Genomic DNA, 15710 nt, shown 5'->3' with positions numbered 1-15710 from the left:
GGTTTGGGGAATATTCCGGGACCGACCCTTCCCGATCACTCCGCAAGATTCTTTCCTGCCCCAAACGCCCGTCTCATCAACTCTTCGCTCTCCTGCGCCTCGCCGGCCGCGAGAAGGCCAGGGGCGATGATGATCTCGGTCACCTCGAGGCCGAAGAAGGTCATCGTGATCTCGAAGTGCGTCGCCATCCCCTCGAACATCGACGGGTTGGCGTCGCCCTGCGGGAAGATGAGGACGACCTTCTTCCCCGGCGGAAGGCGCGAGGTGAAGTCCGGGTTCACGAGAGCATACCAGCGGTCGATGAAACTCTTGGTGTTGCCTGTCATCTGCCCGAAATAGACCGGGCTCCCGATCACAAGCCCGTCGGCCGAGATCAGGTCCTCGTAGACAGGATACATATCGTCCTTCAGCCGGCAGACATTCGTCCCCTTGCAGTAGCCGCAGCCCTGGCAGTCCTGGAAGACCATGTCGTTCAGGTAGATGACGGCGGTCTCCGCCCCGGCCGCATGAGCGCCGGTGAGCGCCTGCTTGACCAGGATGTCGGTGTTGCCCCCTTTGCGGGGGCTTCCCACAATACCGATGACTTTCATGCCCCTTCGATCCCCCATCAGGGGGCAGGGATATATAACGTGATCCCCGGCATCAGGGCCTGAGCAGGCGGGCGGCCCGGGCAACCCCCTTCAGTCCGCACTGGAGGAAGACGATGCCGAGGACCGCCTCGACAAGGGTTCCCTTCACATGCCCGACATCCCCCTTCGGCACAGGCGGGTCGAGGTGGATGCGGTGCTCGTACAGCCCCCACCGATCGCAGAGGCGGGCCATGTTCGCGTTGCTCTCGTACGCCTTCCGCCTCTCTGAGAGAGTCCCTGCATCCACGACCCTGGGGCTCCATATCTCGGGGAGCACCCCGATCTTCAGGGCGGCGTCGCCGATCCAGGCGAGCGCCTCCGCGGCCTCGGGGAGGCGGGCCATCTCCGCGAGTTCCTTTCCGGAGAGGATGCAGCCATCGTCGCCGAAGTGTACGAGGATCTCAGAGACGAGATTGCGCGTGCTTGGCTGGAAAAAAGCGAGGAGGAGCATCTCCTCGCTGGCGATCTGATACCCGAGGTCGGCCTCGATACCGGCCCTGACGCTCTCCCGGATCGCAGCGATCTTCCCCAGTATTCGCTCAATCGAGGAGAGCCAGTGCCCCATCATCCTGAACTCGCGGGCGTTTTCGGGGGGGAGACGGGCACGCCTGGCGGCGATACCGTCACGCAGGGCCCTGAGATTCCTTTCTATCCCTACCTCGTGCCAGATGAGTGTGCGGTGCATCTCCTCCTCCCTGAACCAGAAATATCAAAAATAATATATATTATATTCAGCATGGTGGTGTGCCTCAGGGGGGACGGGACGGCCTGCCGCGGTGCGGCGAGTCCACCGGCTGAAACGGCTGAAAGTCGGACGGGCGACAGAGACACCGCACCAAGGGGCCGAACAGATGCCACCGGAAGATAAGAACCAGAACGGCCAGCCGCTGGCATGTACGGCAACATGGCCGGGGGCTCCAGAAAAGCCGCCACTGGTGCCGGCTTATCTTCAGGGCACGATGCCGTGAAGGCCCGGTCCTGCAGTCGAAACGGCTGAAGATGCAGGACAGAAAGGCGAGGCACGGGGCCGAACAGGGTTCCGCATACACCCTCTGGGGCACGTTTTTCAGGATATACCATCCTTTTTCTGTCCCGCAGAAGGGGGAGAACGATCTACTCGTCTCTCCGGCCATGGCAGGGACCGTCCGTCTCCTCTGACACCCGCGTGGCGCCGTGCCTCCGGTGGTACAGGAGGAGAAGGGCGTCGGCTGCAGCGTCCTCCAGGCCCCAGGGAATCTGTCCTCGCTCCCCTGCCTGTCGCAGGAGTTCGGCGCGGAGGGCCGGTTCGTCCGCGATCCCGAGGGCCGCCACGCCATCCAGCATCCCCTCCAGGCCGAAGACGATGAACCGCCTGTTCCCCACTCTCACCTCAGAGATGAGGGCAGGGTCGGCGGCGCTGCAGGAAACAGGCCTGGTGTCTTTCCCTGTCACAGCCCGAGCCCCTTCCTCTTCTCCTCGATATGGCCGAGGATACCATCCGCAGCCGCCGCAGCGTCAGGTTCGAGCCTGAGGACGCCGCCGGTGATCCCCTGCAGGTCCGCGGTGAGGAGGTGCACCAGGCGCGGGGCGCCGGTCACCGTCGGCACCGGGTTCACATAGGTGTACAGGCCGAAGGCCAGCGCGAATATCGCGTCGATCGTCGCCTTCTGCTCCATGTACTCGGGTGCGACCGCCGCGACCGGCAGGTCGGCGACCGGGACGCCGCCGAGTGCCGCCCCGACGGCGGCGACGAGGTCCGCGAGCCGTCCGGTGTCCGTACAGGTCCCGAAGGAGAGGACGGGCGGCACGCCGAGGGCTTTGCAGACCTTCTTGAGGCCCGGGCCGGCCTTTGCAGCAGCGTCGGGGGTGCAGAGGCCGGCGACCTGCATCGCCGCGTTCCCGCAGCCCATCGAGAGCACCAGAATATCCCGCCTGATCAACTCCTCGGCCACCGCGACCGAGTGGACGTCCTGCCCCGAGTCCCTGAGGGTCGTGCAGGAGACGAGGCCCGCCACGCCCCGGATCGAGCCGTCCTTGATCGCGTCCAGGAGGGGCACGAGGCTCCCGCCAAGAGCCGCGACGATGCTCTCTGGCGAGAAACCGACGACCGCCTGGCCGACAGGGAGGCCGCGGACAGGTTCGACCTTCCTGTGCCTCTGCCGGAAATTCTCGATCCCCATCTGGAGGAGGGACGCCGCCTGTGCCCGCGCCTGTGCCGGGTCATAGTTCACACGATCGGTGACACCCTCGAAGGCGACGAGTTCGGAAACCGGAACGATCCTGAAACCGAACCTCTCCGCATAGACGGGATCGAGGGGCAGGGAACAGTTCATGTCAGCCACAAAGACGTCCACCGCCCCTGTGGCCAGCACCGCCTCCTGCATGATCCAGTTCCCCGTATAGCCCCAGAAGACGTCGTCCATCTCCAGGCGCTGGACCATCTCCTGCCCGGTTTCGATATTCGCGATCACCCTGATACCCTTTGCCCCGGCCTCGTGCGCTCGTTCCTGCCATGCCGGTTCGCGGGCGAGGTCCACGAGGGCGAAGCCCAGGAAGGGTTCGTGGCCGTTCGGCAGGATGTTCACATAGTCGGGATCCAGAACGCCGAGGTCCACCCGCATCCAGTGGGGCGCCGGCGTCCCGAAGAGGGCGTCCTGCAGAGACTCAAGGACGAGCTGGCTCTGGTAGGCCATCGCCACAGAGAGGCGCATCGCCTTCTTCGCGAGGCTCACATAGTCGCCGTCCACGTTCGTGAGGGAGGAACTCGTCGCGACCATCATCTCGCCATAGACCCCGCCAGGAAAGATGCCGATATCCTTCCAGACCCTGACCCGGTCGGCCGGCGCAAGGAGTTCAACGATCCGGCTTGGTTCGTCAGACCTGCGGTGGAAGTCGTCCTGAACAAAAGTACAGAGGGCGAGGGCCAGTCTGTCGGTCGGCACCGCGGTGTCAAGGCCGAGTCTCGCCGCAAACGCCTTCAGTTTTTCCGGGTCTTTCACCCTGAACGGTGTCCTGCCAAGGGCAGTCTCCCGCAGGGTCCTCACCGTCTGCTCGCAGTGGTAGTGGTAGGTGGAGGCCCCCATCACATTCCGCAGGAGCATCATCCGCATCGCCATGCCGTCCGCGGAGATCCCGCAGACACCGCGTTTGTCCGCAGACGCATCGGCCCTGCACGGCCCGTTCGAGCAGAAATCACAGCGGACACCCCCCATGCAGAAGCGGCACCTGCTGTCGGGGTCGCCCCCGATACCCTGGGCCTCGTAGCGGTCCCAGACATTGGAGAGCCCCATATCATGGAGTTTTTTATAGACCGTCCTCACCGACGGGTGGTACGAGATCCTCTTTTCATCCAATTGCGTCCCCTCCGGAGGCGGCCGCGTCTGCCGCCGCCACCCCCCCATCTCAAGGAGAGGGAATAAACCTGTCGTCGTCATGCCGGGGCGAGCACCTCTTCGTCCGCCAGATGGTCGCGGCGGAGGGAGCGACCCAAAGGTATTCATTGGTGAAGACGGAGTATCCCGTAGGTGAAGACCTTGATTGCACGAACGGTCATGGAGACCCCGGTCGAGAAGAACCCGCACGGCGTGGACGCACGGAAAGTCTACGACACCGAACACGCCACCATGGTCCACATCACCCTGCAGCCGGGGGAGAGCCTGAAAAAGCACATCACGCCCGTGGACGTCGCGTTCTATGTCCTCGAAGGGACAGGGGTCGTCGAGATCGGGGACGAGAGGCAGGAGTGCAGACCTGACACCCTGATCGAGAGTCCTGCACGGGTACCTCACCGCTGGATCAACGAGGGCGACCGGCCCTTCAGGGTGCTCGTCGTCAAGGTGCCGCGGCCGACCGAGACGACCCGTCTGTTGTGACGGGCCTGTCGGGCACCTCCCCCATACCTTTAAGTGGAGGTCTTCCCTCTCAGAGTGGGACGAACATGACAGGCGACGAAATGATCAAGGTAACGGCGGAAGAACTCCGCAACTTCGTATCGGCAAAGGCTATCATCGGCGATCCGCTCGACCTCGGCGACAAGGTTGTCTTTGCGATCGCCGGCTTCGGCTTCGGCTTCGGTGCCGCTGCAGCGAGAGGCAATGGTCCGGGCGGCGAAGGCGGCGGAGGCGAAGGCGGCGGGGCAGGTGCCGGTGTCGAGCCGGTCGCACTCCTTGTCGTCCACAAGGACGTGAAGGGCCCTGAAGGAGTGCAGATCTATTCTCTCAAGAAGAAGGGGCCGATCGCCGAGATCATCGAGAGTGTCGGGGAAGTCGTCCCCTCGATGGTCGAGCGTGTCACCGCCAAGGTCGGCAAACCGGAAAAGGGTGAGGAGAAGGAGAAGAAAGCCGAACAGGGAACCGAGTAGACAGGTCGAGCATGGCCGCCGGCGACATCCTCATATTCCTTGTGTACTATGCCGGCATCGGTGTCATCCTCCTCTCCGTCCTCCTCCTCCCCCTGCGGGTGGGGGCGGCGGGGGCCTATGAGGGCGGGGGAGGGACAGTCTCCCTCTCCCTCAGGTGGGCGGCATTCGGCGTGAGCGTGAAGAAAGAAACAGCCTGGCATACCGATCTCCTGGTTGGCAGCATCACACTCTTCTCTCTGACGATCCCTGAGGCCGAGTCTGAAGAGGGAGGAGAAAAAGGGGAGGAGAGAGAAGAGGAAGAAAAGGAAGGGCTTCCTTCCCTTCCCTTCACCCTGGAGACTTTCCGTACACTTTTCCCGCATATCACCTGTCTTCTCGGCAGGGTCACCGCCCACACCAGTCTGGAACGCCTTGCCCTCTGGATCAGGGCCGATTTCGGCGGCCCCATTGCGACAGGGAAGGCCTTCGGGATGGTGCAGGCTGTTCGTGGCATCCTGGGGCCGACACTCGTCGATGTCGATATGGAACCGCTCTTTTCCGGCGGGGATCCGGCGGGCCGGGGCGAGGTGAGGCTCAGGATCGACCGGCCTATCGCCCTTCTTGGCGCTGCGGCCGATTTCGCCCTTGCACCGCCAGTGCGCCGGATCATCCTTGAGAGGGGAGAGGAGAAATGAAGGTAGATGTTACTATCGGCGAGGTGCGCACGGCCGGGGGACGCGCTGTCGTGCCGATCGTGCGGAGCATGCTCTGCTCGTGGGATGGAGGGGCGTACATCGCCGCCGAACCGGTCGCGATCGTCGTGGCGGGTCCTGACGGCGCCCTCCTCGTCGGGTCCGCGGGGGAGGATATACCCGGAGGCAGGGTCCGCGAGGCGGTGGAACGGGCCTATGCCGCCCTCCGTGCAGGGACTGGATAACACCCTCTAGATCACTTTTCTCACCCGGTAGCAAACCTGAATGAATTTATAGCACGAATGCCGATGATCTCTCATGCACAGACATAACGGCTGCCAGTACCTCAATCTCGAAAAGAACTTCACCGTCACAGACCTCGCCGCATTCCACGGCCATCTCGGCCCATATATCGTTATCGGATACAGGATCGGGAAATACGCGCGCGAAAACGTCTGCAACAACCCCTTCGAACTTCAGGCGCGGGTCTACTGCGCCGGCACGCCCCCGGAGTCCTGCCTCGCCGACGGCGTCCAGCTCGGCAGCGGATGCACCCTCGGCAAACGGAACATCAAGATCATCGAGAGCGATCAGGTCGCCGTCGAGTTCGAGACCGACGGCAGGACGGTCAGGATCGTCCCCCGGCCCTTCGACCTCCCGAAAGCTGACGGGGACGACTACGAAGCCCTGATCGAAGCCTTTGCCGAAGAGATGTACTACCTCGACGACGCCGAACTCTTCACCGCCGGCGAGCACTGACGATGCCTGGCGGCACCATCGACCTTGCAGGGGTCTTCACAGCCTACGAAGGGTCTGACCGACCGGTGATCAGGGGCCTCACCTTCACCGTCGCCCCGGGAGAGTTTGTCGTTGTCGGCGGACCGAACGGCGCCGGAAAGACAACCCTCCTTGAGACGGTCAACGGGATGCTCCCGATCACCCGCGGCCAGGCGACGGTCTGCGGTCTCGACGTCGCGTCCCGCGGCTATGAGGTCCGCAGGCGGGTCGGCTACGTCATCCAGAACTTCGCCTTCGACCCCCTCGCTCCCTTCATCGTCAGGGACGTCGTGATGATGGGGCGCTACGGCCTGCTCGGCTATGGCCGGCGGCCGGGCGAGGCGGACAGAAGGATCGCGAGGGACGTGATGGACCTCCTCGGTATCGACGACCTCGCGGAGAGGCCGATCGGCAAACTCTCCGGCGGGCAGCAGCAGAAAGTGCTCATCGCCCAGAGCCTCGTCAAAAAACCCGATATCCTCCTCCTCGACGAACCCTTCTCCAATCTCGACCTGGGCACCCGCGACTTTATCTGCGGGGTGCTTGCCGGCATTGCAGACGAAGGCTGCACCGTCATGATGGTCTCCCATGCCTTCGACGCACTCCCCGACAGGGAGGTGCGGGTGCTTGTGATGAATGACGGACAACTCATCTTCAACAGGCCCTGCCCGGCAGAAGAAGTCGAAGATCACGTCCGCACCCTCTCGGGAGGCCCGCATGCTTGAGTTCCTCATCCCGAACAACATAGTCTGCCATGCCGTCGAGGCGATGCTCTTCGCCTCGATAGCATGCAGCGTCCTCGGCGTGATCATCACGCAGATGAACATCTCCTCCATCGGTTTTACGATGACACATGCCGCCTTTGCCGGTGCGGCCGCCGGGATCTTCTTCGGCATCGACGGGACCGTTGCGGCAGTCCTCGCAAGTCTCACGATCGCCGTCATCTTGGGCCCCCTCTCGGAGAAGGCGAGGATGCCCACAGACACGATCCTCGGGATACTCTTCGGGATGATGATGGCCGTCGCCATCTTCTTCGTCTCGTACATGCAGTACCTCGGGACAGGCGTCAACACGAGCGCGCTTCTCTTCGGGAACGTCGTCTCCCTGTACCGCGAGGAGATCTATGCCCTCGCCCTCATCTCCATCGTCGCCGTCCTCTTTGTCCTGATCTTTTTCAAGGAGATCACGGCGGTCATCTTCAACAAAAAGATTGCCGAAGCGGCCGGGATCAGGGTGCGCCCCATCTTTTATGCACTCCTCTTCATGATCGCCATCTCGGTCTCCCTCTCCCTCAACATCATCGGCGGCCTCCTCCTCTATGTCTGGCTCGTCACCCCGGCGGCGATCGCCTACCAGTTCTGCTCCACGGTCAGGGGCCTCTTCCTTGTCGCCCCTCTTGTCGCTGCAACGGTCAGCGTCACCGGAGCATGGGTCGGGCTCCAGCACTCCCTCCCGGTCGGCCCCCTCGTTGCCGTCGCCTTCAGCGCCCTTTTCCTCCTGGCAGTGCTCATATCCCCGAAGCGCCGGGTTCCGAAGGGTGACTGAACCTCTTTTTCTATTTTAGCAAAATATATAAGATAATTCGCACATTGTTAAACATATGCCGATAAAAAGTAGCATCGAAAGGATACTAACAGCGCTATTCATAATATGTGTCCTCGGGGTGCCAGCCGTGGCGGCGATGGATATCGTCGCCACGACGAGCGTCATCGCCGACCCGGTAGAGGCGATCGGCGGGGACCATGTGAATGTGATTGCGGTCGCCGATCCGACCATCTGTCCACATATGCAGGGCGAAATCATCGACAGCCGCATCCAGATGCAGAAGGACTTCATCGCATCGGCAGACCTCTTCTTCGCCCACAACTCAGGGATGGACAAGCCCGTCGTCATGCCGGCAGTCGAGAAGTTCATGCAGACAAACTACGGCAGAAAAGTGAACTGGACTGTTATCAGTGCACAGGACTGGAACACCCCCGAGAAGGCGAAGGTCTTCGCAGGAGAGATAAAGGACAAACTCGTTGCTGCAGACGGGGCAAATGCCACTGCATATGAAGCAAACTATGACGCGTACTGCGATGCGATCGACGCCGCCGACCTTACCGAAGAGGAGAAGAGCAGGACCGAGGGGCAGGATGTCATCGTGATGGTCTGGCAGAGGGAGGCGGCGGAGAACTGGCTCGGCCTCAACGTCGTCGCCGTCTTCGGCCCCGACTTCTACATGGGCGGCCAGTTCACCCCGGCAAAGGTCGTCGACGACATCGCCGCAAACCCGGAGAAATATAGGAACGTGAGGTACGTCATCGAGAACATGCAGTCGGGAGAGATGGCGAAGGGGATCGAGGAAGCTCTCCACGATCGGGGGATCGGGGCAGACCGCGTCATCTTCACCAACTTCCCGAAGTCGCTCGCAGGCGTCGACTCCCTGCCCGACGTCCTCGTCCACAACAAGGAGGCCGTGACCCCGACCGACAGGCCGATGGATATCATCGCCACGACGAGCGTCATCGCCGACCCGGTGCAGGCGATAGGCGGGGACCACGTGAACGTGATCGCAGTCGCCGACCCGACCATCTGTCCGCATATGCAGGGCGAAATCATCGACAGCCGCATCCAGATGCAGAAAGACTTCATCGCATCGGCAGATCTCTTCTTCGCCCACAACTCGGGGATGGACAAGCCCGTCGTCATGCCGGCAGTCGAGAAGTTCATGCAGACAAACTATGGCAGAAACGTGGCCTGGACCATTATCAGCACACAGGACTGGAACACCCCTGAGAAGGCGAAGGTCTTTGCAGGGGAAGTGAAGGAGATCCTCATGGCAGCACAGCCCTGGAACGCCGACGCGTTCGAAACGAACTTCCAGGCGTACTGCGACGCGATCGATGAAGCCGACATCGCCGACCGTGAGCGGAGCAGGATCGAGGGGCAGGACGTCATCGTGATGGTCTGGCAGAAGGAGGCGGCGGAGAACTGGCTCGGCCTCAACGTCGTCGCCGTCTTCGGCCCCGACTTCTACATGGGCGGCCAGTTCACCCCGGCAAAGGTCGTCGACGACATCGCCGCAAACCCGGAGAAATATAGGAACGTGAAGTACGTCATCGAGAACATGCAGTCGGGAGAGATGGCGAAGGGGGTCGAGGAAGCCCTCCATGACAGGGGGATCGAGGCAGACCGCGTCATCTTCACCAACTTCCCGAAGTCGCTCCCGGGCGTCGACTCCCTGCCCGGCGTGCTTGCACACAATAAGGAGGCCGTGATGGCAAGCCCGGTCACGCCGCCAGCTGGCGACAGCGGATCTGAGCCCTGGGAAACAGCCCTTGCCACCGACATAACCACGGGCGAGGAGTCGGAATTCTGCTTCGAGGACTGTGCCATCACAAGAGTCGTCATCGTACCCGAAGAGGATATGAGTTCGCTCACGATGACAGCACAGGAACTGCCCTATCCCCCCTACGAAACTGGCGAGACCGGGAACGCCACGTACCAGTACCTCGAGGTCGGGCCGGGTTTCGGAAACCTGGAAAACTGCAACGTCACCTTCGAGTTCTCCGTTGACGAGGCCTGGATCGAGGGGCAGGGGATCAACACCACAGACATCGCTCTCCAGCGGTACCATGATGGGGCATGGCAGACACTCAGGACCGAATATCTCGGTACCGAAGGAGGAGTAGCGAAGTACCGGGCATATTGCACAGGGTTCTCCTTCTTTGCGATCACCGTCGTACAGGGCTGGGCTGTTGCGGCCGTGGCGGAGGAGATCCCGGTACAGACGACGGTGACGACTGCCGTCACGACGGCCGCAGCCACGCCTCCGGAGACGACGGCGACCACGGCCATGCCGACGACACCCGAAACGACGACGACAACTGTCCCACCGACGACGGCACAACAGTCGCCTGTCTCTTTCATCCCCTTCTTGACTGCAGCCGCACTCGCCGTCCTCCTGCTGCGGAGAACTTAATCTCCCTCTTTTTTCCATGAGATATGCGCGTACCGCGACGTCTCCCGCAGCACATATGCCCCGCCTTCAGGGACGAGCCAATCGGCAAGGGCGCGGCGAAGGATCTCCTCCTGCTTTCTCCCGCTCACCCCGAACTTCGGCGCACAGGTCACCAGCGCCTCGTCGAGATCGACGAAACGCACCTCCCTGTGCATCAGTCCGACATGCAGGTCAGGGTAGATACCCATCTGCCAGAGGAGGTTGCAGACGATGTCGGCCTTCGGGACAGGCCGGTAGACGGCACCGTGGAGAGACGGCCAGACCTGGAGATAGCGGCGTTCCCAGGCAGGGAGGTCGGCGAACCAGAAGAGGTGCACCGACCCGGCGGCGACGTCGTCCATCTTCTGGAGGGCGGCCCGCAGGTCTTCCATGCCGAGGGAGAAGGACGCGACGACGATGTCGTACGGCAGCCGCAGGTCTGTGGGCGGGTCGACGTCCTCCCAGCGCTTCCTGACGACGCCGATGTTTCCGATCCCCTCCTCGTCCATATGGTCCTCAAGCACGTCGGCCATCCCGGAGGCCGGTTCCACCGCGGTGACCGTCCGCACACGGCGGGCAAGGGGGAGGGCAAGGGTGCCCGGACCGGCACCGATGTCGAGAACCCGCGCCGCCCGCACGAGGGGAAGGGCCGAGAGGGTGCCCTCCACTCTCCGGCCTGAAACATGGGTATCATAGAGGACGGCCCGCCTCTTCTCACCCCAGAGGGCAGAGCCGGTCCTGAAGCCGACTACAGAATGGTTCTGCCGCACCTCTTCGGCCCATACCGCATTCCAGTCAATCGCCCCGGCATCCATACGGAAGGGATCGTCTCCTGCAGACAAAAACCTTCCACAGGGGATCGATGGCGAGGGAAAACCCTCATATGCCGGATAGAACAATCATTCACTGGGAAGTGATTCCATGGACAAAACAGGTGTTGCATTGCTCGTTGTAGGGCTTATCCTCGCCGGTGCGGGCGTCTATGGTATGACGCAACTTGCACCCGAGGTGATCGCCTTCCTCATCGGCATCGTCGAACTGGTCGTCGCCGTCATCGGCCTCGGGTTCATCGTGATCGGGGCGATCATGGCAAAGGACTGAGGACAAAAAGAAAAAACAGCAGGACCGAAGCGCCCTGCTTCAGATCTCTTTTCAAGACAGATTTTTCAGCGGTTCACTTCAAGGAGGGCGACCCTCTCCATGACGAGGGGGCGGATGCGCCCGCCGGCCGCATCGATCTCCTCGGGCGTGATGCCGTAGCGCTCCATCAGGCGGCGCTGCTTCTCTTCGTCGATCTCCTCCCAGTTATCCTCCGTCCAGGAGAGAAATTTGCCGAGCGCGGCCGCCGCCGCCTCGGAGGGTGGGCAGAGGCAGACATAGCAGCGGTTCGTCCCCGCGTGGAGGCCGATGCCTGTCGCCACCCGGCACTGACGTGTCCCTGCCGCATAGAGGAGGGCCTCCATCTCCAGGGTGTTTGCGATCGCACGGCCTTCCTGCCAGGCGCGGAGGGCGTGGCGCACCGCCTTCACGGCATGGACCCTGCCGGCGAGTTCGTCGGCGTCGAAGCAGATGATGTGCGTCCCTGTCGACTCCGAGATCCCTTTGATCGTCTCCAGAAATGCGGGAAGCGTGGGGATCTCGATGACCGCCTCCCTGATATCGCAGTTACTCTCCATCATGTCCCTCGAAATGCAGAGAGCGTGGTCTGCCGCCGCTCTCTTTTCACCTCGATCTCCTCTTCGACGGCCGGGGCATCGTCTCCGGCCTCCTTCCCCTCGATCTGGGCGAGGACCTTCGTCGCCGTCTTCTCACCGAGGATGGGAGCGATCTTCCCGATCCCGGCCGCCCTCATCTCTTGTGGCGTCGTCATGCCCAGGTCGAAGAGGCGCCGGGAGAGCACCCGACCGATGCCGCGCAGGGCGATGAGGGGCAGAAGTTCCTTCTTGATGCCGTACTTCACCCGTGTTCCGAGTTCGGTAATCGGTTTTGCGAGAGGGCGGTTGAAGAGGTATGCAAGGCGCGAGGCGGCGTGGATGAGCCAGACCGCGGTCTCCACCTTGTTGTGGATGTCGCCGGGTCCCACATTGAAGTGCTCGGAGATCATCGCCTCTGTCACCTCGTCAGACCACTCGGAGAGGAGCATCGCGGTCTTCACCGAGGCGTAGAACGCCTCCATCTCATCTGAGCCGTACGGCACGCCAGTCCAGAGTTCGGCCTCGTGGTCCTGGAGGAAGAGAGGGAGGATCTCGGCGTCGTCCTTACGCAAAAAGAGCGTGAGCATGTCGGGCGTCTCGCAGATGAGTTCGAGAAGACCGATGTCGGTATAGGTCGGGGCCCCTCTGAGGGCGGCGACGACCTTCTCCGCACTCCTCGGGTCGATGTAGAGGCGGGAGACCAGGTCGCCGTACTCTGTCGCTTCGAGGCGATCCCCGAACTCCGTCACCATCTCGGCGTCGACGAGCCAGTCGATCACACGATCAATGGTCTCATGGATGGTGGACCGCAGACCCTGGTGCTCGTAGGCATAGTAGGTCTCCCCCATGAAGGAGAGCACCTCGCCGCGGCTCTGCACGAAGCGAGTGGCGATAAGGGAGAGGACATGGGTGCGCAGGGCATTCTCCGAGTTGCACTGGGAGGAGACTTCCTCGGGCGGGGCGTCGATGTACGCCTCGAAGAGGTCCTGACAGCCATCCTCACTCTTTGCGATGAGGACCGCCTCGCCGTACGGGTCGAGGTGCGGGCGGCCGGCACGCCCGGCCATCTGCTTGTACTCACCCACCGGGATCGGCGCCATGCCACCGTCGCCGAAACGGAGGTAGTCGCGGATCACCACCCGCCGTGCCGGGAGATTGAGGCCGGCGGCAAGGGTGGGCGTCGACGAGATCACCCGGATCGCCCCTTTCCTGAAGGTGTCCTCGACGATCTTCCTCTCCGCCGACGAGAGACCGGCGTGGTGGAAGGCCGCGCCCTTCCTGACGCAGAGGGCGAGGGTCTTGCCGAGGTCGGTCGCCGCCTCGCGTTCGATCGCGTCGGCCGCGTCGTCGAGGGCAGGCTCGGAGAGTTTCAGCCCGCCGGCCGCCCTCTTGGCAAAGGCTTCCGCATTCCGCCTCGACGAGACGAAGACAAGGCACTGCCCGCCCTCCGCGACCGTGTCCAGGCAGAGGTTCAGGTCGTCGTTCTTCGACTTTGACGGCACCTCTCTTTCATGGTCCTCGAAGTGGATCATGCCATTGTAGAAGACCCCTTCCCGCAGGTCGACAGGCCGCCACTCGCTTGTCACGAGTTCGGCGTCGAGCCAACCGGCAAGGGCGCCGGGGTTGCCCACAGTCGCCGAGAGGGCGATCACCTGCATCGCCGGGTTCCTGTGCCTGAGTTTCGCGATCACCATCTCAAGGGTCGCACCCCGGTCAGGGGAGGCGATGAGATGGCACTCGTCCACGACAAGGAGGGTGATCCTGGAGAGCCAGGGTGCGGCATTCCTGAGGAGGGAGTCCACCTTCTCCGAGGTGGCGACGATAATATCGTTTTTGCCAAGATAGGCGTCTTTCCGGTCGAGGTCGCCAGTCGCCACCCCGACCTTCACGCCCTTGCCAGAGAAGTCCTCGTACTTCTCGGTGGCGAGGGCCTTGAGGGGGACGATGTACAGGCACGTGCCGCCGTCGGCGATATGGCGGTGCATCACCATCTCGGCAACGATGGTCTTGCCGCTCGCCGTCGGGATGGCGCACAGAAGGTTTTTCCCCTCGAAGATCCCGGCCCTGACACAGGCCTCCTGGGGAGGGTAGAGCGCCTCGATCCCGCGTGCACTGTACTGCGACCTGAGGGCGTCGGGAAGAGGCAGGTCAGCAACCTTCATATGGACCCCTTTGTTTCCACTCGAAATTCAAGACCATGTCCACAGATTGTAGAAAATATAGTTGTTGGATGTATATATCTCTCCACCGGAAATAACGCCGGGCGCGCGGGGATCAGTAGTAGTAGTCCAGGATATTTTCCTTCTCCTCGCGCCGCTTCTTCTCCAGGAAGGAGTAGACGGTCTCGTGGGGCACGCCGTTGATGAGCATCTCGAGGGCTGTACGGGCATTCTTGAGGTGTTCGGGCGTCCCGATCAGGGTGACGGTCTTGCCCTGCACCGAGATCACGACATAGGCCATGTCCTCGATCTGCTCCCGCGCCTTCCCGGCTTTGCCGATGATCCTGCCGCGGAGCCGCTCCTGCTGGCGCGGGGAGGGTTCCACCACAGAGAGGTCGATGACGTCGATAGTGAGGTCCTCGTCATCGAGGAGCCTGAACGCTCGCTCAGGCGAGAAGCCCCGCGCGATCGCGGTGACGACATCGGTCGCCCTGAGCACGCCTGCCGCGTCCTCCCCCTCGATCCGCACCTCGCCCTCGTCGCTGTCGATCTGGATCGCGGCCCCTGTCTTCTCCTCCAGCGCCTTCTTGACGGCGCCGTCCTTTCCAATGAGGGCGCCGATCCTGTTTGCACCAATCCTGATTTCCTGTACTGTCATCTGATTCACCGCTCCTTATCTGCCAGGGGCCGGAATGTTCCGCCCGTCACCTCGCGCACCAGCGCGTCCTCGTCCTCCACAGAGCAGAAAGAGGAGAAAAACCGGTTGATATTCCTGATATCCCGGATCAGAAAGGTTCCGGCATTCGGGTGCTCGCGGGTGACCGCCTGGCCCATATCGATAATATAGGGTTTTTCCCGCCAGAGTATATTGAATTCACTCAGGTCGCCGTGGACGAGCCTGGCCTCCTGGAAGAGCGTCTTTATCTCCCCGATGACCGCCCTGTACACCCCTTCCGGGTCTTCAAGTTCCACGTTCCTGATCTGGGGGGCCGCCGTATCGCCTTCCCCGATGAACTCCATGATCAGGATGTTCCTGTCGAAGGCGTACGGCTCCGGCACCGGGACGCCGGCCTCACGGGCTCTTTTGAGGTTTGCGAACTCCTTCTTTGTCCAGGTGAAGACAATGTCCTTGCGCGTCTTCCGCATTCCGGCAAAGCGGGGGTCGCCGACGATGTATTCGGCCATCGCCTTGAAGTTCGCCGTCCTCATCCGGTAGATCTTGATGGCGACCGTTTTCCCCTCCCTCTCGCCAAGGAAGACGTTCGCCTCCTTACCGGTGGAGATGGATCCGCCGATCGCCGAGATCTTCTTCTTGTGGACAAGGCGGTACAGGGCAAGGAGGGTGTCCTCGTCGAAGACCTCGCCCCTCACCTTCCTGGAGTCCGCGTCCTTGATCCGGATGCCCATCTCTTCGAGCTTCCGGTCGAACTCCTTTCCTTCCCTGTCCCCACCCATAGTG

General features: G+C 62.3%; 18 protein-coding genes. 9 read left to right on the top strand and 9 right to left on the bottom strand.

From position 1 onward, the window contains the following. Positions 1 to 35: 35 nt before the first annotated feature. The 4 genes from BP869_RS10200 to cooS all read right to left on the bottom strand — a co-directional run bounded on the left by BP869_RS10200 (position 36) and on the right by cooS (position 4042). On the bottom strand, positions 36 to 590 hold the full coding sequence (locus BP869_RS10200) for a flavodoxin family protein (RefSeq protein ID WP_342679353.1): 555 nt from the start codon (positions 588 to 590) through the stop codon (positions 36 to 38). Between the two features lie 52 nt (positions 591 to 642). Continuing rightward, entirely contained in the window at positions 643 to 1314 is a 672-nt protein-coding gene (locus BP869_RS10195) for a ribonuclease III domain-containing protein (RefSeq protein WP_342679352.1), read from the bottom strand. A gap of 428 nt (positions 1315 to 1742) precedes the next feature. Then, positions 1743 to 2060: a hypothetical protein gene (locus BP869_RS10190; RefSeq protein ID WP_342679351.1), complete on the bottom strand. Its 318-nt coding sequence runs from the start codon at positions 2058 to 2060 to the stop codon at positions 1743 to 1745. Then, complete coding sequence (cooS, locus tag BP869_RS10185; protein WP_342679350.1) at positions 2057 to 4042, bottom strand: anaerobic carbon-monoxide dehydrogenase catalytic subunit; 1986 nt, start codon at positions 4040 to 4042, stop codon at positions 2057 to 2059. The genes BP869_RS10190 and cooS overlap by 4 nt, the downstream gene beginning before the upstream one ends. Positions 4043 to 4159: 117 nt before the next feature. Between cooS and BP869_RS10180 the strand changes: the two genes are divergently transcribed. From BP869_RS10180 to BP869_RS10145, 8 genes are all read left to right on the top strand, one after another. Further along, the gene (locus BP869_RS10180; RefSeq protein WP_342679902.1) at positions 4160 to 4480 is read left to right on the top strand and encodes a cupin domain-containing protein; all 321 of its coding nucleotides are present in this window, start codon (positions 4160 to 4162) and stop codon (positions 4478 to 4480) included. Positions 4481 to 4545: 65 nt separating this feature from the next. Next, positions 4546 to 4968 (top strand): spore germination protein GerW family protein, encoded by a 423-nt coding sequence (locus tag BP869_RS10175; protein WP_342679349.1) that lies wholly within the window; start codon positions 4546 to 4548, stop codon positions 4966 to 4968. Between the two features lie 11 nt (positions 4969 to 4979). Then, the gene (locus BP869_RS10170; protein ID WP_342679347.1) at positions 4980 to 5642 is read left to right on the top strand and encodes a hypothetical protein; all 663 of its coding nucleotides are present in this window, start codon (positions 4980 to 4982) and stop codon (positions 5640 to 5642) included. Next, positions 5639 to 5884 carry a hypothetical protein gene (locus BP869_RS10165; RefSeq protein WP_342679346.1) on the top strand — a complete coding sequence of 82 codons (246 nt, stop codon included), beginning with the start codon at positions 5639 to 5641 and terminating at the stop codon, positions 5882 to 5884. Before BP869_RS10170 ends, BP869_RS10165 begins: the two co-directional genes overlap by 4 nt. A 73-nt stretch (positions 5885 to 5957) precedes the next feature. Further along, positions 5958 to 6398: a formylmethanofuran dehydrogenase subunit E family protein gene (locus tag BP869_RS10160; RefSeq protein WP_342679344.1), complete on the top strand. Its 441-nt coding sequence runs from the start codon at positions 5958 to 5960 to the stop codon at positions 6396 to 6398. 2 nt (positions 6399 to 6400) lie between these two features. Further along, positions 6401 to 7141, top strand: a complete 741-nt coding sequence (locus tag BP869_RS10155; protein ID WP_342679342.1) for a metal ABC transporter ATP-binding protein — start codon at positions 6401 to 6403, stop codon at positions 7139 to 7141. Next, positions 7134 to 7961 carry a metal ABC transporter permease gene (locus BP869_RS10150; protein ID WP_342679340.1) on the top strand — a complete coding sequence of 276 codons (828 nt, stop codon included), beginning with the start codon at positions 7134 to 7136 and terminating at the stop codon, positions 7959 to 7961. The genes BP869_RS10155 and BP869_RS10150 overlap by 8 nt, the downstream gene beginning before the upstream one ends. A gap of 136 nt (positions 7962 to 8097) precedes the next feature. Next, positions 8098 to 10380, top strand: a complete 2283-nt coding sequence (locus BP869_RS10145) for a metal ABC transporter solute-binding protein, Zn/Mn family (protein WP_342679900.1) — start codon at positions 8098 to 8100, stop codon at positions 10378 to 10380. Here the strand turns inward: BP869_RS10145 and BP869_RS10140 are convergent. Further along, positions 10377 to 11213, bottom strand: a complete 837-nt coding sequence (locus BP869_RS10140; RefSeq protein WP_342679339.1) for a class I SAM-dependent methyltransferase — start codon at positions 11211 to 11213, stop codon at positions 10377 to 10379. The genes BP869_RS10145 and BP869_RS10140 overlap by 4 nt on opposite strands. A 106-nt stretch (positions 11214 to 11319) precedes the next feature. Here BP869_RS10140 and BP869_RS10135 point away from each other — a divergent pair, with 106 nt between their 5' ends. Beyond that, entirely contained in the window at positions 11320 to 11499 is a 180-nt protein-coding gene (locus BP869_RS10135; protein ID WP_153015827.1) for a hypothetical protein, read from the top strand. A 65-nt stretch (positions 11500 to 11564) separates the two neighbouring features. Here BP869_RS10135 and cgi121 read toward each other — a convergent pair whose 3' ends face one another. The 4 genes from cgi121 to BP869_RS10115 form a co-directional block, all read right to left on the bottom strand. After that, positions 11565 to 12074 (bottom strand): KEOPS complex subunit Cgi121, encoded by a 510-nt coding sequence (gene cgi121, locus BP869_RS10130; RefSeq protein ID WP_342679337.1) that lies wholly within the window; start codon positions 12072 to 12074, stop codon positions 11565 to 11567. Further along, positions 12074 to 14254, bottom strand: a complete 2181-nt coding sequence (locus BP869_RS10125) for an ATP-dependent DNA helicase (protein ID WP_342679336.1) — start codon at positions 14252 to 14254, stop codon at positions 12074 to 12076. The genes cgi121 and BP869_RS10125 overlap by 1 nt, the downstream gene beginning before the upstream one ends. A 112-nt stretch (positions 14255 to 14366) precedes the next feature. Further along, positions 14367 to 14909: a KH domain-containing protein gene (locus tag BP869_RS10120; RefSeq protein ID WP_342679335.1), complete on the bottom strand. Its 543-nt coding sequence runs from the start codon at positions 14907 to 14909 to the stop codon at positions 14367 to 14369. Between the two features lie 5 nt (positions 14910 to 14914). Next, positions 14915 to 15706 carry a serine protein kinase RIO gene (locus BP869_RS10115; protein ID WP_342679333.1) on the bottom strand — a complete coding sequence of 264 codons (792 nt, stop codon included), beginning with the start codon at positions 15704 to 15706 and terminating at the stop codon, positions 14915 to 14917. Positions 15707 to 15710: the final 4 nt, after the last annotated feature.

Source organism: Methanofollis sp. UBA420, from assembly GCF_002498315.1.
GTDB lineage: Archaea > Halobacteriota > Methanomicrobia > Methanomicrobiales > Methanofollaceae > Methanofollis.
Note: the sequence above shows the minus strand (reverse complement) of the source record. Positions and strands in the feature narration are given on the sequence as shown.